17 protein-coding genes are annotated in these 15,914 nt (G+C 75.6%); 10 read left to right on the forward strand and 7 right to left on the reverse strand.

What is annotated here, in order from left to right; translation table 11 throughout:
• Positions 1 to 1,161 carry an ATPase BagB gene (gene bagB / locus EV383_RS29690; RefSeq protein ID WP_130293344.1) on the reverse strand — a complete coding sequence of 387 codons (1,161 nt, stop codon included), beginning with the start codon at positions 1,159 to 1,161 and terminating at the stop codon, positions 1 to 3.
• Positions 1,158 to 2,180, reverse strand: coding sequence for an ATPase BagA (gene bagA, locus EV383_RS29695; protein ID WP_130293346.1), 1,023 nt, complete (start codon positions 2,178 to 2,180; stop codon positions 1,158 to 1,160). Before bagA ends, bagB begins: the two co-directional genes overlap by 4 nt.
• A 117-nt stretch (positions 2,181 to 2,297) precedes the next feature.
• Here bagA and sp36 point away from each other — a divergent pair, with 117 nt between their 5' ends.
• Genes sp36 through EV383_RS29715 form a run of 4 tightly spaced genes read left to right on the forward strand, consistent with a single transcriptional unit; the run spans position 2,298 to position 6,452 of the window.
• Complete coding sequence (gene sp36 / locus EV383_RS29700; protein WP_130293348.1) at positions 2,298 to 2,468, forward strand: Sp36 family protein; 171 nt, start codon at positions 2,298 to 2,300, stop codon at positions 2,466 to 2,468.
• Positions 2,465 to 2,920, forward strand: a complete 456-nt coding sequence (locus EV383_RS29705; protein ID WP_130293350.1) for a RidA family protein — start codon at positions 2,465 to 2,467, stop codon at positions 2,918 to 2,920. The genes sp36 and EV383_RS29705 overlap by 4 nt, the downstream gene beginning before the upstream one ends.
• Position 2,921: 1 nt before the next feature.
• Positions 2,922 to 3,611 carry a hypothetical protein gene (locus EV383_RS29710; RefSeq protein ID WP_130293352.1) on the forward strand — a complete coding sequence of 230 codons (690 nt, stop codon included), beginning with the start codon at positions 2,922 to 2,924 and terminating at the stop codon, positions 3,609 to 3,611.
• Between the two features lie 30 nt (positions 3,612 to 3,641).
• Positions 3,642 to 6,452 carry a hypothetical protein gene (locus EV383_RS29715; RefSeq protein ID WP_130293355.1) on the forward strand — a complete coding sequence of 937 codons (2,811 nt, stop codon included), beginning with the start codon at positions 3,642 to 3,644 and terminating at the stop codon, positions 6,450 to 6,452.
• An 8-nt stretch (positions 6,453 to 6,460) separates the two neighbouring features.
• Here EV383_RS29715 and EV383_RS29720 read toward each other — a convergent pair whose 3' ends face one another.
• Entirely contained in the window at positions 6,461 to 7,351 is an 891-nt protein-coding gene (locus EV383_RS29720; RefSeq protein ID WP_130293357.1) for a Gfo/Idh/MocA family protein, read from the reverse strand.
• Positions 7,352 to 7,403: 52 nt separating this feature from the next.
• On the opposite strand from EV383_RS29720, the gene EV383_RS29725 reads away from it, so the two are divergent.
• Positions 7,404 to 8,252 carry an NUDIX hydrolase gene (locus EV383_RS29725; RefSeq protein ID WP_130293359.1) on the forward strand — a complete coding sequence of 283 codons (849 nt, stop codon included), beginning with the start codon at positions 7,404 to 7,406 and terminating at the stop codon, positions 8,250 to 8,252.
• The gene (locus EV383_RS29730) at positions 8,249 to 9,040 is read left to right on the forward strand and encodes an MBL fold metallo-hydrolase (protein WP_130293361.1); all 792 of its coding nucleotides are present in this window, start codon (positions 8,249 to 8,251) and stop codon (positions 9,038 to 9,040) included. Before EV383_RS29725 ends, EV383_RS29730 begins: the two co-directional genes overlap by 4 nt.
• Here EV383_RS29730 and EV383_RS29735 read toward each other — a convergent pair.
• The 4 genes from EV383_RS29735 to EV383_RS29750 form a co-directional block, all read right to left on the reverse strand.
• Positions 9,009 to 9,746 carry an HD domain-containing protein gene (locus EV383_RS29735; RefSeq protein ID WP_130293363.1) on the reverse strand — a complete coding sequence of 246 codons (738 nt, stop codon included), beginning with the start codon at positions 9,744 to 9,746 and terminating at the stop codon, positions 9,009 to 9,011. The genes EV383_RS29730 and EV383_RS29735 overlap by 32 nt on opposite strands.
• Positions 9,747 to 9,825: 79 nt before the next feature.
• Positions 9,826 to 11,097, reverse strand: a complete 1,272-nt coding sequence (locus tag EV383_RS29740; protein ID WP_130293365.1) for an MFS transporter — start codon at positions 11,095 to 11,097, stop codon at positions 9,826 to 9,828.
• A gap of 79 nt (positions 11,098 to 11,176) precedes the next feature.
• The gene (locus tag EV383_RS29745) at positions 11,177 to 11,851 is read right to left on the reverse strand and encodes a Crp/Fnr family transcriptional regulator (RefSeq protein ID WP_130293367.1); all 675 of its coding nucleotides are present in this window, start codon (positions 11,849 to 11,851) and stop codon (positions 11,177 to 11,179) included.
• Positions 11,852 to 12,020: 169 nt separating this feature from the next.
• Positions 12,021 to 12,272, reverse strand: coding sequence for a hypothetical protein (locus EV383_RS29750; protein ID WP_130293369.1), 252 nt, complete (start codon positions 12,270 to 12,272; stop codon positions 12,021 to 12,023).
• Between the two features lie 168 nt (positions 12,273 to 12,440).
• Here EV383_RS29750 and nth point away from each other — a divergent pair, with 168 nt between their 5' ends.
• The 4 genes from nth to EV383_RS29770 are packed head-to-tail and all read left to right on the forward strand — an operon-like array spanning position 12,441 to position 15,863.
• Positions 12,441 to 13,262 (forward strand): endonuclease III, encoded by an 822-nt coding sequence (gene nth, locus EV383_RS29755; RefSeq protein WP_207223706.1) that lies wholly within the window; start codon positions 12,441 to 12,443, stop codon positions 13,260 to 13,262.
• Complete coding sequence (locus tag EV383_RS29760) at positions 13,259 to 13,969, forward strand: TlpA family protein disulfide reductase (protein WP_130293371.1); 711 nt, start codon at positions 13,259 to 13,261, stop codon at positions 13,967 to 13,969. Before nth ends, EV383_RS29760 begins: the two co-directional genes overlap by 4 nt.
• Complete coding sequence (locus tag EV383_RS29765; RefSeq protein WP_207223707.1) at positions 13,966 to 14,667, forward strand: NUDIX hydrolase; 702 nt, start codon at positions 13,966 to 13,968, stop codon at positions 14,665 to 14,667. Before EV383_RS29760 ends, EV383_RS29765 begins: the two co-directional genes overlap by 4 nt.
• Positions 14,664 to 15,863: a MarP family serine protease gene (locus EV383_RS29770; protein WP_130293373.1), complete on the forward strand. Its 1,200-nt coding sequence runs from the start codon at positions 14,664 to 14,666 to the stop codon at positions 15,861 to 15,863. The genes EV383_RS29765 and EV383_RS29770 overlap by 4 nt, the downstream gene beginning before the upstream one ends.
• The last annotated feature ends 51 nt before the right edge of the window (positions 15,864 to 15,914 follow it).

Genomic DNA, 15,914 nt, shown 5'->3' on the forward strand with positions numbered 1-15,914 from the left:
TCAGCTGCCGGCGACGGCCGTCGCGTCCGCGGTCCCGGCGCCGGCCAGGAGCCGGCCGACCTTGCGCAGGCCGTCGAGGTCGGCGATGTCCTCGGAGATCGACGGCACCCGCACCACCGGCACCGACGGGTGCGCGGCGGCGAAGCGGGTGAGCAGGTGCTCCTCGCGCTCGGAGAGGTCGACCCGGTCGGCGTGCAGGCGCAGCACCGCGGCCGCGATCTGCGACCCGGCCCCGCCCACCTTCTCGGCCGCGGCCCGGGCGCGGGCCGCCGACACCGGCGCGAGGACCGGGTGGGTGCGGTTGAGCACCAGCCCGGCCAGCGGCATGTTCTCGCTGCCCAGACGGTCGGTGAAGTAGGCCGCCTCGCGCAGCGCGTCCGCCTCCGGCGCGGCGACGACGAGGAACGCCGTCCCCGGCGAGCGCAGCAGCGCGTAGGTCTTCTCGGCGCGCTCGTTGAACCCGCCGAACATCGTGTCGAAGGCCTGCACGAACGCCGACGCGTCGGCCAGCAGCTGCCCGCCCAGGATCGTCGACACGACCTTGGCGAACAGGCTGAAACCGGCCCCGACCAGCTTGCGGATGCCGCGGCCACCGGCGCGGGCGGGCGAGGAGAGCAGCCGGATCATGCGGCCGTCGAGGAACTTCGACATGCGCTGCGGGGCATCGAGGAAGTCCAGCGCCGAACGCGACGGCGGGGTGTCGACGATCACGAGGTCCCACGTGCCGGACGAGACGAGCTGGCCCAGCTTCTCCATCGCCATGTACTCCTGCGTTCCGGAGAACGACGTGGAGATCGTCTGGTAGAAGGGGTTCTCGAAGATCCTCTGCGCCCGGTCCGGCTCGGTGTGGCCCTCGACCATCTCGTCGAACGTGCGACGCATGTCGAGCATCATCGCGTCGAGCGCGCCACCGTCCGGGCGGCCGACGCCGGGGACGGTGCTGGGCTCGTTGCTCAGCTCGTCGAGGCCGAGGGCCTGGGCCAGGCGGCGGGCCGGGTCGATCGTCAGCACGACGACCTTCCGCCCGCGCTCGGCGGCGCGCAGGGCCAGGGCGGCCGACGTCGTCGTCTTGCCGACGCCGCCGGAGCCGCAGCACACGACGACGCGGGTGGCCGGGTCGTCGATCACGGCGTCGACGTCGAGATGGATACCGCGGGTCACGTGCGTGCCTCCAGTCGCACACCCTGTGCGGTCAGCGTCTCGGCGAGCTCGTAGAGCGAGCCCAGGTCCACCCCGCCGAGCACCTGCGGGAGCGTGACGCGAGCGAGCCCCGGATCCGGCTCCGTGTCCAACCGGTGCAGCGCCGCGGCCTCCCCGGCGACCTGGACGGCGTGCTCGACGGTCTCGGCGACCAGGCCGTCGATCTCGTCGGGGGCCAGGTCGATGCCCGCACCGGCCAGGCCGGTGCGGATCCGTGAGCTGTCGACCCGGCCGTGCGCGGCGGCGGTGACCGAGCGGTCCGGCAGCCACTGCTCGCGCATCCGGTTGACGATCATGGTGCCGACCTGCAGGCCGGCCTCCTGCAGCTCGGTGACGGTCTCCAGCGTCTCGGTGACCGGCAGGTCCTGCAGCAGCGTGACCAGGTGCACGGCCGTGCGCGGGGAGTGCAGCAGCTCGACGACGCCCTCGGCCTGGCCGTGGATCGGACCGGCCTTGGCCAGGTCGGCCATCGCGCGGGTGACGTCGAGGAACGTGACCAGGCGTCCGGTGGGCGGGGCGTCGAGGACGACGGCGTCGTAGACCGGGCGGCCGTCGCGGTCGGTGCGGCTCACGCACTCCTTGGCCTTGCCGGTGAGCAGGACGTCCCGCAGGCCCGGGGCCAGGGTGGTGGCGAACTCGACCGCGCCCATCCGGCGCAGCGTCCGTCCGGCCACCCCGAGCCGGTAGAACATCTCGAAGTACTCCAGCAGCGCCGCCTCGGCGTCCACGGCCAGGGCGCGCACCTCGCCGCCGCCGGGCGCGATCGCGATCTTGCGCTCCTCGTAGGGCAGCGGCGGGGTGTCGAAGACCTGGGCGATGCCCTGACGTCCCTCGACCTCGACGAGCAGGGTGCGCTTGCCGCCGGTGGCCAGGGCCAGGGCGAGCGCGGCGGCCACGGTCGTCTTGCCGGTACCGCCCTTGCCGGACACCACATGGAACCGAGCCGTCGACAGGGGATCGGGCCAACCGGTCGTCGTCACGTCGGCCAGCGTACGGAGCCGACGGGCCTCCGGCCTGGTGACGGCCGTCGCTCACACCCCACCGCCCGCCGAGGCGGATGCGATGGGACGGACGTACGGCCATTACAGTTCCGTGACATGAGCTCCCCGGCCACCAAGTGGGAATACCTGACCGCACCGCTGCTGATCCACAACACCAAGGCGATCCTGGACAACTTCGGCCAGGACGGCTGGGAGCTGGTGACCGTGACCACCGGCGCCAACGCCGAGCAGCTGGTGGCGTTCTTCAAGCGCCCGATCCCGGCATGAGCCCGACGGCGAAGCTGGCCGAGCTCGGCCTGACCCTTCCGCCGGTCGCCACCCCCGCCGGGGCCTACATCCCGGCCAAGCGCTCCGGGAACCTCGTGTTCACGGCCGGGCAGGTCCCGTTCGTCGACGGGAAGCTCCCGAAGACCGGCAAGATCGGCGGCGACGTCTCCGCCGAGGACGCCTACGACCTGGCCCGGATCTGCACGCTGAACGCGCTCGCCGCGATCGACGACCTGGTGGGACTGGACTCGGTGACCTCGATCGTCAAGGTCGTCGGGTTCGTCGCGTCCTCGCCGGACTTCGGCGGGCAGCCGAAGGTGATCAACGGCGCGTCCGACCTGCTGGGCGAGATCTTCGGTGAGGCCGGTGCGCACGCCCGGTCCGCCGTGGGTGTGGCCGAGCTGCCGCTGAACGCCCCCGTCGAGGTCGAGCTGATCGTGGAGGTCGGCTGACATGACCGCGGGCGCCCCCGGCGTCGACGGGCCGGGCGCCGGTTCCGTCGCGGCCGGGCACGAGCTGCTGGTCCGGCTGGCCGGGCGTCTGCCCGACGACCTGCTGTGGCGCCTGCGGGACTGGCTCGCGGCCGGTGCGCACGACTCGGTGGACGCGGTGCTGCCGCGGGCGCTGCTGCGGCACCGGCTCGGGCTGACCGACCACGAGCGCGACCTGCTGGCACTGTGCGTCGACGAGCGTTCGCCGTCGCGGCGGCTGGTGGACGCCATCCTGCCGCTGGCCGAGCTCGACGACCCGTGGACGGCGTTCGCGGCCGGGCACGGCCTCCCCGACCTGGCGGCGCTGTCGGCGACGTCGGTGGTCGCCGGTCACCCGGGCGTCGAGGAGCTGCGGCAGAGCCTGCGCGGCCCGCACGGTGAGCAGCGGGTCCTGCTGGTGCTCGGCGCCGAACGGCCGTGGGACCTGACCGCGACCCTGCAGCGCCTGCTGCGGGTGCACGGCGACCGCACCCCGTGCGTCGAGGTGCTCTCCATCGAGATGGAGGTCCCCGCCTACCACCAGGCCGCGTTCCTCGGCTCGGCGACGCTGTGGGCGGCGCCGGCGCACCCCGCCGACGCCGTGCCCGCCCCCGGCCAGGAGGCCGGTGCCCCCGCGACCGAGATCCCCTCGGGCGCGCTGACCGGGACCTGACCCCAGGTCGTCGGCGCGAAGGAGACACCCATGTCCGAGACCGTGGCTGCGGCCCCGACCGCGCACGAGCTGCTCCTGGCCCTGGCCGGGTGGGTGGACGACGACCTGCTCGCCACCGGGCGCGAGCTCGTCGCCGTCGGCGAGGAGGTCCCGGCGCTCGAGCTGCTGGTGGCCTCGCTGGCCGCCGCGCGGACCGCGCTGCCGTCGCCGTTGCGGGACGCGCTGGTCGACGCGGCCGTCGCGCTGCGGGTCGAACCGCACGCCGACCGTGCGCTGCCCCCGGGCGTCCCGCCGGGGGAGACGGCGCACCGGTTCGCGGCCGAGGCCGGGCCGGCCGACGTCGCGGTGCGGGTCGCGGGGATCGGGACGAACCTGCCGGTCGTCGCCCGCAGCGGGGCCCGGGTGTCGCTGGTCTGGCGCCTGACCCCGGCCGGGGCCGCGCCCGGGCCGCTGCCGCACCCGGTGCTGCTCGCCGCCGTGCAGACGGGCGGGCCGGTCGAGGTGCTGGCCTACCAGCTCGGCGCCGCGCTGGCCCGGGCCGGCGTGCCCGCGTCGGTGGAGGCGTTCGTCGACGGGACGGCGCTGCCGCCCTACCACCTGGCCGCTCTGTCCGAGGCCCTCCCGCTGGACCCCACCGCCGACGACGCCGCGCCCGCACCGGCGGCCGCTCCGTCCGGTGTGCCGGCGGCGCCGGGCCCCGGGGCCACCCCGGCCGGTGCTCCGGAGGCGCCGGACTCCGGGCCCGCTCCGGATGCTCGCGCGGCGACCCCGGCCGTCGGGATGATCCCGGTGCGGGGGCTCGTACCACCCGCTCCGCAGCCCCGCACGGGCCCGGTCGCACCCGGCGGGGCACCGCCCACGGCCCTTCCGCCCGCGGGTCCCGGACAGCCCGACGTCCCGGGATCCCACGCAGGCGGCCCCCACACAGGCGGCCCCCACGCAGCAGGCGCCCACGCGAGCGGCCCCGAGGCTCCCGGCCCGCACGCTCCCGGCCCCGACACCGGGATGATCGACGAGCTCCTGACCCACCAGGACGTTCCGCCGTCCTCGGACGGGCGTCCCGACGTCCCGGGGAACGGGTCGTCGGAGCCCGGCGGATCCTCCGGTGCGGTGCACACCCCGTTCCCGGACCACGACCGGCGGGACCTCACCGACACCGATCCCGGGCCGTCGAGCGTGCCGCCGGTCCCGGCGGGTCCGGGCGGCGGGAACCTCGCCGCCGGTGGCGGGATCGCCGTCGGTGTCGCCGCGGCGGCCGGTGCCGCGCACGCCTGGTCCACGGCGAACGACACGACCGGACCGGCGCCGGTGTCCGGGCCGAGCGGGTCGCCGTCCGGGCCGGCACCCGGGGCCGGTCCGTTCGACGACGGCCGGACCCACGCCCCCGGCCTCGGCGCTCCCGATCTCGGCGCCCCCGTCCACCCCGTCGCGCCCCTCCACCCCGTCGCTCCTGCCCGGCCCGTCGCCCCGCCTAAGGTCGACGACAGCTCCCGGCCGGGGATGTACGCGGTGCCGGCGGACGACGTCCCCCGTCCCGGCGCGGGCACGAACCCCTCCGTCGACGGGCACCCCGCACCCCGACCGGCACCGCGCCGGATCGCGCCCGTGCCGGACGGCCCGGAATGGTTCGACGGCCCGCCGCTGGACCGGGGCCTCGACCACGACGGTCACGACGGCGCCGGGACCGACGGCCCCGCGGCCGACGGCCCCGGGATCGACGGGCCGGTGATCGACGATGCGGTCCGCGCGATCGGCGATCCTGCCCCCGCGATCGGTGCCCCCACGATCGGCGGCCGCGGCGTCGACGACCGCGGGTACGACCGCGCCGACCCCACGCGGTCCTCCGCCGACACCTCGACGGGCGCGGCGTACCCGGGCGAGGACGACTGGGACCGGGACTGGGCGACCGGTGCGTGGTCGACCTCGGACCCGGACGTCGAGCCGGTCACCGGCCCGACCCCGACGACGGGGCTCCGGGACGTGTCGCAGGACGGCGGGCCGGAGGGGATGCGGCTGCGGTCGGTCTCGGGTCCGCCACCGATCCTGCGGGCACCCCTCCCGCCCGCCCACCCCGGACCGGGGCCGTCCGGCGTCGAGTCGACCGACCCCGGTCCGTCGGCCACCGACTCGTCCGCACCCGATCCGGCGTCTCCCGGCTCGTCCGCATCCGGTGGGTCCGTCACGGCCCCGCCCGGTGCGGGTGTCTCCGGTACCGGGCCGCTCCGGCCGACGCCCGTCCCGCGGGCGCAGCCTCCCGAGCCGGAGGCCGGCGCGTCGGGGGCGGGCGCGTCAGCGGCGGGCACGACGGGGCCGGCCGTGCCGGAGACCACCGGGCCGGTGTCGCAGACGGCTCCACCCGAGGCCGTGCGGCCCTCCGGTCCCCGGCACCGCCTGGACACCCCCGACGCCGAGGAGACGGTGCCTCCGGCCGCTGACGGGGCCGAGGACCCCGCAGCCGGCCTCCGGACCGAGGGGTATCCGGCCGTCGACGCCGGTGGGGAGGACGCCGTGCCGACCGGACGGCTCCCCGAGAACGGCCCGACGGCGGGCACCGCGCCGCCCAAGGACCGCGACACCGTCGCCCGGGCCCAGCACCCGGCCGCCCAGGACCCGCCCGGCCGGTCCACGCCGGAGCCGTCCGGGAACGGCCGCCGCCCGACGCCGCACCCGTCCCGCGGCGGCGGCGATCGCCGCCCGGCGCCCGGCCCCGACCTGGGCGGACGCCTGACCCCGAACGAGCAGGAGCTGCTGCGCCGTCTGCAGGAGGAGCTGGCCGCGCGGGAGAACGGCGGCGGCGACCTCGGGCCGCGCAACGGCTCGGCGCACCCGGACGCCGGCTGAACCCCTGCCTAGCCCGCGGCCCGCAGCATTCGGTCGACGACCTCCTGCAGGTGCAGGGCCCGGGCCGCGTCCACGGGCAGGTCGGTGCGGCCGTCCGTGATCGCCGTCGCGAGGTCGTCGAGCAGCCGTCCGTAGCAGGCCGCGGCGTCGGGCGGGCGCCGGTCGAGGCGGTGCCGCCCGGCCGCGCCGAGGACCGTCGCCTCGAACTCGGTGGGGTCGATCGGCATCCGCAGCGACAGCGTGACCGTGCTGCGCGCCCCACCCGCGTGCGCGAGCCCGAACCGCCAGAGGTCGGGGTCGGCGCGGTGGGCCAGGTCCACCCCGACGACGCGGCCGAGCGCGGCGTCGAGCAGGTCGATCACGTGCGGGCCGATGTCGAGCAGCGCGCCGTGCTCGGCCCGCCAGCCCGACCCGGCGTACGGGCCGCCGAGCAGCGCGCCGGAGAGCCAGCGCGCGGAGCCGGTGGTGTCCGGCCCGGCGGGGCCGTCCGGAATCGCGTCCAGCCACGCCCGGACGCCGGGGTCGAAGCGCAGCGTGAGCATCGTCGCCGAGCAGACCCCGGCCGCGGCGACGGCGCCGGCGACCGCACGGGCCCCGGCGAGATCCTGGGCCAGCGGCTTCTCCAGGACGACGTGCCGTCCGGCCGCAGCCACCCCGGGCGCGAGCTCGCCCTGCACGGCGGGCGGGACCGCGAACGCGACGGCGTCGCAGGCGTCCACCAGGTCGTCGAGACGCGGGAACGCCCGCCCACCGAACCCGCCGACGATCTCCCGCGCGGCCTCCCGACGGCGGGTCCAGGCGCCCGCGAGCTCCCAGCGCGGGTGCGCCGCGATCGCCGGGGCGTGCACCGCGCGGGCCCACGGTCCGGCACCGACCAACCCGATGCGCCGCACGTCCATGGAGACGATTCTCGCTGCTGTCCGGGCGCCGGTGATGACCTAGGGTCCGGGCATGAGCACGTCCCGGGCCGACGCGCCCGACACACCGGTGGTCCCGCGCCCGGCGGCGACCGTCCTGCTGGTGCGCGACGATCCCGACCCGCCGGCCGGACGCACGCCGTTGCAGGTGTTCCTGCAGCGCCGGGTGGCCGGGATGGCGTTCGCCGGCGGCATGACGGTGTTCCCCGGCGGCGGCGTCTCGTCCTCGGACGTGATCGACCCGGCCCGGTGGCGCGGGCCCGACCCCGCCTGGTGGGGACAGCGCCTGGAGACGACGCCGGAGCTGGGCGGGTCGCTGGTCTGCGCCGCGGTCCGGGAGACGTTCGAGGAGTGCGGCGTGCTGCTGGCCGGCCCCGACGGCGGTGACCCGGCCGCTCTCCCGGAGGCCCGCGCGCTGCGGACCGACCTGGTGGAACGCCGCAGCACGTTCGGCGAGCTGCTCGACGCGCACGACCTCGTGCTGCGCGCGGACCTGCTGCGCGGCTGGGCCCGCTGGATCACCCCGCCGGCCAACCCGAAGCGCTACGACACCGCGTTCCTTGTCGCGCGCGTCCCGGACGGCCAGCGCGCCGACGACGGCACCACCGAGGCCGTCGAAGCGCGCTGGTGGTCCCCGGCGCACGCCCTGGCCTCCTACGAGGAGCGCGAGATCGAGCTGATGGCGCCCACCCTGCGCACGCTGCAGGAGATCGCCGAGCACGACACCGCCGACGACGTGTTCGCCGCGGCCGAGCACCGGACGATCTCCCCGGTCATCCCGCGGGTGCGCCGGGAGGGGCGGTCGGTCGCCGTCGTCCTGCCCGGTGACCCGGACTGGGAGACCGCCGCCGACCACCTCACCCCGAAGGGACCGGACGAATGACCGCCGCTCCTGAACACCCCGCCTACGGCGTCCTCCGCCCGGCGCACCCGCTGGCCTCGGTGCTGCTGCAGAACAACCCCGGCCACATGACGCTGGAGGGCACCAACACCTGGGTCCTGGCCGGTCCGGGCGCCTCCGACCGGATCGTCGTCGACCCCGGCGAGGACGACGGCGAGCACCTCGAACGCCTCGCCGACGGACCGCCGGTCGCGCTGGTCCTGCTCACCCACCACCACCACGACCACTCCGGCGGAGCCCCGCGCTTCGCCGAGATGGTGGGCGCCCCGATCCGGGCGCAGGACCCCGGGCTGTGCTCCGGCGCCGACCCGCTCACCGACGGCGAGACCGTGCAGGCCGCCGGGCTGCCGCTCTGGGTGATGGCCACGCCCGGGCACACCGCGGACTCGACGTCGTTCCTGATCGGTGGCAACGCCCCCGCCCTGCTCACCGGTGACACGGTCCTGGGGCGCGGCACGACCGTCATCGCACAGCCGGACGGCGGGCTGGGCCCGTACCTGGACTCGCTCCGGCGCCTCGCCGAGCTGCCGCCCGGGGTGCCGGTGCTGCCCGGGCACGGGCCCGACCTGCCGGACGCCGCCGAGATCGCCCGGACCTACCTCGCGCACCGCGAGGAGCGCCTGGACCAGGTCCGCGCGGCACTGGAGGAGCTGGGGCCGGACGCGACGGCGCGTCAGGTCGTCGAGGTCGTCTACGCCGACGTCGACGAGAAGCTCTGGGACGCCGCGGAGTGGTCGGTCACGGCGCAGCTGGAGTACCTCCGGGCCTGACCGGGCCCTCCGGGTCCCGCCCGGGGGGACCGTCACCGAACTCGATGTGGAAGCGCTGCAGGAACTCCACCAGGACGCGGTGCCGGGGCTCGCCCATCGCGCGTCCGGACGGGGTGGTGAGCTCGTCGCGCAGGTGCAGCAGCTTCTCGTAGAAGTGCGCGACGACGGAGCTGGTCCGCCCGGAGGTGTAGGTCGACGCGAGGTCCTCGCCGGGCTCCCAGATGGGCTCGCCGATCGTCCCGCCGTAGGTGAACGCGCGGGCGATGCCGATCGCGCCCATGGCGTCGAGCATGTCCGCGTCGTGCAGGCAGGCGGCGACGCCCTGGGCGGGCTCGGTGAACCGGTCGGAGAAGCTGAACCGCCCGGTCGCGTCCACCGCGGCCGGCACCGGAGCCCAGGTCTCCTCGGCGATCCCGGCCCGTTCGAACGCGGACCGGACGAGGTGCGCGCACTCCGGCGGCTCCACCGTCGCGCCGGTGCGGGCCTCCTCGAGGCGGTGGTAGTCGTGCACGTAGGCGGCCAGCGCGGCGACGTGGGGGTCGAGGCCCTCGCGGTGCGCGATCGTCGCGGCCAGGCGCGCGACCCGGTCCAGGTGGGCGAGGTCATGGGCGGCGTCGACGTCGACGAAGTCCGCGGCGACGACCTGGCGGACCCGCTCGATCCCGCGTACCCCGGCGTCGTCGACCAGCCCCTCGAAACCGCGCACGGCGTGCTCCCTCATCGGTGATCGATCTCCGCGGTCACGTTCCGGCCACCGGTGACCCGCGCATGACCGCAGACGTCGATCACGCGGACGCCGCGGACGGGACCCGCGCGTCGGCGGCCAGGGTGCCGCGGAGCACCCACAGCAGGCCCGCGACGACGAGACCGAGGACGCCGCCTGTCAGGAACCCGACCGGGCCGAACGCGTCCACCGCGACCCCGGCCAGCGACTGCCCGATCGACACCCCGAACACCACCGCCGTCACCACCCAGTTGAACGCCTCGGTCGCCGACTCCCCCGGTGCGGCGAGCTCCACGCCCAGCGAGTGCGCCGTGGTCTGCGGCGTGATCAGAGCGCCGGCCAGGAACATGACCACCCCCAGCAGCAGGATCGACCCGCTCGGCGCGACCAGCGCCAGCACGACGACCAGCACCGAGAACCCGGCGAGCAGGACCGGGAACCGCAGGTGCAGCGCCCGCGGCCACGGGCGCATGCCGTAGGCGACACCGGCCAGCACCGAGACCACCGACCACGCCGAGAGCAGCACGCCGCCCATCGCCGGGGCGCCGGCCGCCGCCGTCGCGGCCAGGACGCCGACCTCCACCGACCCGACGGTCAGGCCGAACCCGAGCGAGGCGAGCGCGACGGTCCGCATCCCGGGCCGGGCCATCACACCGAACAGGCGCGACGTCCCCGACACGGCCGGGCGGGTGAGCCCGGATCGCGCCCGCTCGGCACGGATGCGCGCGGTGCGGGTACGGGTGGCGCGGGTCAGGGCGAACCAGACGGTGCCGGTGACCTCCGCCGCCACGGCCACGGCGAGCGCGGTGCCGGGCCAGGGCGCCGTCACCACGAGCACCGCGGCCAGCGCGGGACCCAGGATGAAGAAGACCTCGAGGCTGATCGACTCGTAGGTGTAGGCGGCCTCGCGGCGCGGACCGGGCGGCACCAGGTCCGTCCAGAGGGCCCGCGACGAACCCTCGATCGCGGGCGTGACCAGGCCCGTCACGAGCGCGACGGGGACCAGCACGGCGAGACCGGCACCGAGCTCGATCCCGGCGAACAGCACCGACACCATCACCAGGTACGCGGCGCTGAACATCAGCAGCAGCCGGGTCGGGCCGACCCGGTCCAGCCACCGCCCCTGGACGATCATCCCGACGCCGATACCGACCAGGGTCCCGGCCGAGACCGCCCCGGCGAACGCGTAGGAGCCCGACACACCCTGCACGTAGAGCAGGGCGGCCAGGCTGAGCATCGCGATCGGCAGCCGCGCCAGGATCGAGGCGAGCACCGGGGCCGCGGCTCCCGGGGCGCTCAGCGCAGCGCGGTAGTCACCGAGGGATGCAGCCATGCCCTCAGCATCACACAAACTGGTACGGGCGTACCAGTCGATATCGGCCGGCCCCGTCGGACGGGGTCGGCCGACCCGGTCAGCGGGCCCGGCGGGCCAGGCGCTCCGGCTCCAGGATGAGGACGCTCTTGCCCTCGAGCCGCAGCCAGCCGCGGTGCGCGAAGTCGGCGAGCGCCTTGTTCACGGTCTCGCGGGAGGCGCCGACGAGCTGGGCGATCTCCTCCTGCGTGAGGTCGTGGGTGACCCGCAGCAGGCCGGACTCCTGGGAGCCGAACTGACGCGCGAGCTGCAGCAGCGACTTCGCGACACGGCCGGGGACGTCGGTGAAGATGAGGTCGGCGAGCATGTTGTTCGTACGGCGCAGACGGCGAGCCAGCACGCGCAGCAGCTGCTCGGCGATCTCCGGGCGCTTGCCGATCCACTCGCGCAGCGCGGCGCGGTCCATCGTGTGCGTGCGCACCTCTGTGACCGCGGTCGCGGTGGAGGTCCGCGGGCCCGGGTCGAAGATCGAGAGCTCGCCGAACATGTCCGACGGACCGGCGACCATCAGCAGGTTCTCCCGGCCGTCCGGGGACTTGCGGCCGAGCTTCACCTTGCCACCGGAGACGATGTAGAGGCGGTCACCGGGCTCACCCTCGCTGAAGATCACCTGCCCACGCGAGAACTCCGCGGGCTCCAGCGCCTCGGCCAATGCCTCGGCGGCCTGGGGCTCCACGCCCTGGAAGATCCCGGCCCGGATCAGAACGTCGTCCACTGCACAGCTCCTCGTTCACCTACCGCACAGGCGCGGCGGGTCGTCGGCGCGCCAGTGTAGGGCCCGACGCCGTGCGCATGCGCAGCAGGAACCCGTTCGGGCGCGCCCGACCGGGTTCCGTCACTCGTTCGGACCGCTGCAGGATGCCCGCGGCCCACGGACGATCTTGTCAGGCCGACGGGATCCGGCTGCGCCGGGCTCCCCGTCGACGGCCCCTGTTGCGCAACCGGAACAGCTCCAGCGCGCGGCCGGTGCCCTGACGGAACAGGGCGCGGAGTTCGTCGGGACGGGGCTGCTCGAGCATTTCGTCGAGCTCGTCCTGACGCACGGTGGACTCCCGCAGCCGGGATTCGACGCGCTCCATACCCAGCGCGAAGAACATCACGAGCAGCGGCACGAGGACGGACAACCAGGCAGTCATGGCAGAGCTGATCCTCTCGCACACCGGAGCCGGTCCGTCGCGCGGGGTGTCCGTGGCGGCGATCCTGATATGCACTCGTGACCCTCATCGGAGCAACCTCACCCACCGTTACCGCGGGCCGGACTCCTCCGGCGAGGGTTGTCGGTGGGTCCCCGTAGTCTCGGACGGGTGAGCACCTCCGTCCGGCGACCCACCCGGCGGGCCGCCGCCGGGCTCGCCGCGCGCGTCGAGGCCGGCGAGAGCCCGATCGGCCGAGCCCGCCGCGTGGGCCGGATCCTGCGTGGCCTCGCCGTGGCCTATCCCGACGCCCACTGCGAACTCGATTTCGGCACGCCGCTGGACCTGGCCGTCGCCACGATCCTGTCCGCGCAGTGCACCGACGAGCGGGTCAACCAGGTCACGCCCGGCCTGTTCGCCGCGTACCCGAGCGCCGCGGACTACGCGGGGGCGGACCGCACCGAGCTCGAGGAGCGCATCCGCTCGACCGGCTTCTACCGGAACAAGGCCACCTCGCTGATCGGGCTGGGCGCGGCCGTCGTGGAGAACCACGGCGGCGAGCTGCCGGCCACCCTCGACGAGCTGGTGAAGCTGCCCGGGATCGGCCGGAAGACGGCGAACGTCATCCTCGGCAACGCCTTCGACGTCCCCGGGATCACCGTCGACACCCACTTCGGCCGGCTCGTGCGGCGCTGGGGCTGGACCACCGAGGAGGACCCGGTCAAGGTCGAGCACGCGATCGGCGAGCTCGTCCCGCGGCGGGACTGGACGATCGTCTCGCACCACGTGATCTTCCACGGCCGTCGCGTCTGCCACGCCAAGAAACCGGCCTGCGGGGCGTGCTCGCTGGCCGTCGACTGCCCGTCGTTCGGGCTCGGACCGACCGAGCCCGAACAGGCCGCCGCGCTGGTCAAGGGCCCGGAGCGGCCGCACCTGCTGGAGCTGGTCGGCCTCGGCGACGGGACCCCCGCTCCCTCCGGGAACGGGCGGTGAGCCGGTCGGGCACCCGGTCGCGCCACGGCGGGGCCTCCCGCTCGGAGATCGTCGCGACGGTGGTCGTCGTCGTCCTCGTCGCGCTCGCGGTGTTCGCCCTGTGGCCGGACTCCCCGTCCGGATCGTCGTCCGGCACGGGCACCGACTCGTCGACGGCGGGTGAGCCGGACGGCGACCCGGCCGCGGCGGACCCGGTGGCGCTGGCCTCGGCCCGCGCCGGCGCCGCGCTCGATCCGTGCCCGGCCCCCCGGCCCGGTGCGGCCCCCGCATTCGATGCGACCGCAGCCGGACCGCTGGCCGGGGTGACGGTGCCGTGCCTGGGCGCCGACGGGACCGTCGACGTCGGCGCGGCGCTGGCCGGGCGGCCGGCGCTGGTCAACGTCTGGGCGTCCTGGTGTGCGCCGTGCCGCGAGGAGCTGCCGGCGCTCGCCGAGTACGCCGCGCGGCCGGGCTCGGTGCCGGTGCTCACCGTCGACGTCCGCGACGACCCGGTGGCCGCGTTGTCGCTGCTGCGCGACCTGCGCGTGACGCTGCCCGCGGTCACCGACCCGCGGAACGCGCTGCGCACCGCCCTGGACATCCCGCCCGCGCTGCCGGCCAGCTACGTCGTGCGCGCCGACGGCACCGTGGCCCGGGTGGACCCGCCGATCCCGTTCCGCTCCGCGGACGAGGTCGCCGCCGCCGTCACGAAGCTGGGAGCGTCGTGAGCCCCTCTCTCGACCCCGCCGCCGCTCCGGAGTCGCTGCGCCCCCTGGTCGACGGCGCGGACGGCATCGACCCCGCGTTCTTCGGGCACCGCCGCACCCCGCCGGAGTCCGGCGGGCGCAAGGCCGCGGTCCTGATGCTGTTCGCCGACGGCTCCGGTGGCGAGCACGGCGACGAGCCGGACGTGCTGCTCACCGAGCGCGCCAGCACGCTGCGCGCCCACGCCGGGCAGGTCTCGTTCCCCGGCGGCGGCATCGACCCCGGTGACGACGGCCCGGTCGCCGCCGCCCTGCGCGAGGCGGAGGAGGAGACCGGGCTGGACCCGTCCGGGGTCGTCCCGCTCGCCGTGCTGCCCGAGCTGCTGATCCCGCCGACCGGCTTCCTGGTCACGCCGGTGCTCGCGCACTGGGCGCGACCGGCACCGGTCCGGGTGGTCGACCGCGGGGAGACCGAACGGGTGCTGCGGGTCCCGGTGGGTGAGCTCCTCGACCCCGACAACCGGCTCAGCGTCCGCGGCCCGCGAGGTCACACGGGCCCGGCGTTCCGGACGTCGGGGCTGTTGATCTGGGGCTTCACCGCTGGCCTATTGTCCGCGCTGCTGCACCGCTCCGGCTGGGAGCGTCCCTGGGACGCCACCCGTACGGAGGACCTCGACGAGGCCTGGTCACGGGCCCGAACCCGACGCCAGGAGGCTACGTGAGCTGGGTCGACATCCTGGTCGTCGTGCTGGCACTGCTGGCCGCGGTGTCCGGGTGGCGGCACGGGGTCGCGGTCGCGCTGCTGTCGTTCATCGGCGTGCTGGCCGGGGCCGTCCTCGGCCTGCGCCTGGCCCCGTTGCTGGCCGGCGGCGTCGAGTCGCAGCAGGCGAAGATCCTGGTCAGCATCGGCGCCGTCGTGCTGCTGGTCGCGCTCGGCGAGGCGACCGGGGTGTACTTCGGCCGCAAGATCCGGGACCGGATCCGCGGCGAGAGCGTGATCAAGATCGACTCGGCGCTGGGCGCCGGGGTGCAGGCCGTCGCCGTGGTGATCGCCGCCTGGCTGATCGCGCTGCCGCTGGCCTCGACGAGCCTGGCCGGGGTGACCTCGGCGGTGCGCGACTCCACCGTCCTGCGCACCGTGGACTCGGTGATGCCCGACGCCGCCCGGGCCCTGCCCGCCGAGCTGCGCCAGATCCTGGACAACTCCGGCTTCCCGGACGTCGTCAGCCCGTTCGCCCGGACGCCCGTCGCCGCCGTCGGGCCGCCGGACTCCGGTCTGGCGAACTCCCCGGTGGTCAGCGAGGTCCGCGACAGCATCCTCAAGGTGCGCGGGCGGGCGCCGTCGTGCCGTCGCGCGCTGGAGGGCACCGGGTTCGTCGTCGCCCCGCAGCGGGTGATGACCAACGCCCACGTCGTCGCCGGCACGACCAGCACCAGCGTCGAGGTGACGACCGGTTCCGGGCGGACCCGCCAGCTCGACGCGGACGTGATCAGCTACGACCCCGAGGTCGACGTCGCGGTGCTCGACGTGCCCGACCTCGAGGCCGACCCGCTGCAGTTCAGCCCGGACCCGGCCCGCGTCGGCGACGACACGATCATCATCGGCTACCCGCTGGACGGCCCCTACACGGTGACCCCGGGCAAGATCCGGGAGCGGATCCGGCTCCGCGGCCCGGACATCTACGACCAGGGCAGCGTCACCCGCGACGTCTACACGGTGCGCGCCGTCGTCCGTTCCGGGAACTCCGGCGGACCGATGATCGCGCCCGACGGGCGGGTCCTGGGCGTGGTGTTCGGCGCGGCGCTCGACGACTCGGAGACCGGCTTCGTGCTGACCGCCGAGCAGGTCGGCCAGGCGCTGAACGTGGCCGCGGGCGAGGACTCGCGGTCGGTCGACACCGGGGAGTGCGCCTCCTGATCGTCGTCCCATGATGCGGGAGGATCTCGCTGACATGTGGGAACGCTCGTA

The organism is Pseudonocardia sediminis, from assembly GCF_004217185.1.
In the GTDB taxonomy this organism is placed as follows: domain Bacteria; phylum Actinomycetota; class Actinomycetes; order Mycobacteriales; family Pseudonocardiaceae; genus Pseudonocardia; species Pseudonocardia sediminis.

What these genes read in the sequence shown, in the direction of transcription:
- sp36 (WP_130293348.1), top strand. Translation starts at nt 2,298, where the DNA reads ATGAGCTCCCCGGCCACCAAGTGGGAATACCTGACCGCACCGCTGCTG.
- EV383_RS29705 (WP_130293350.1), top strand. Translation starts at nt 2,465, where the DNA reads ATGAGCCCGACGGCGAAGCTGGCCGAGCTCGGCCTGACCCTTCCGCCG.
- EV383_RS29710 (WP_130293352.1), top strand. Translation starts at nt 2,922, where the DNA reads ATGACCGCGGGCGCCCCCGGCGTCGACGGGCCGGGCGCCGGTTCCGTC.
- EV383_RS29715 (WP_130293355.1), top strand. Translation starts at nt 3,642, where the DNA reads ATGTCCGAGACCGTGGCTGCGGCCCCGACCGCGCACGAGCTGCTCCTG.
- EV383_RS29720 (WP_130293357.1), bottom strand. Translation starts at nt 7,351, where the DNA reads ATGGACGTGCGGCGCATCGGGTTGGTCGGTGCCGGACCGTGGGCCCGC.
- EV383_RS29725 (WP_130293359.1), top strand. Translation starts at nt 7,404, where the DNA reads ATGAGCACGTCCCGGGCCGACGCGCCCGACACACCGGTGGTCCCGCGC.
- EV383_RS29730 (WP_130293361.1), top strand. Translation starts at nt 8,249, where the DNA reads ATGACCGCCGCTCCTGAACACCCCGCCTACGGCGTCCTCCGCCCGGCG.
- EV383_RS29740 (WP_130293365.1), bottom strand. Translation starts at nt 11,097, where the DNA reads ATGGCTGCATCCCTCGGTGACTACCGCGCTGCGCTGAGCGCCCCGGGA.
- EV383_RS29750 (WP_130293369.1), bottom strand. Translation starts at nt 12,272, where the DNA reads ATGACTGCCTGGTTGTCCGTCCTCGTGCCGCTGCTCGTGATGTTCTTC.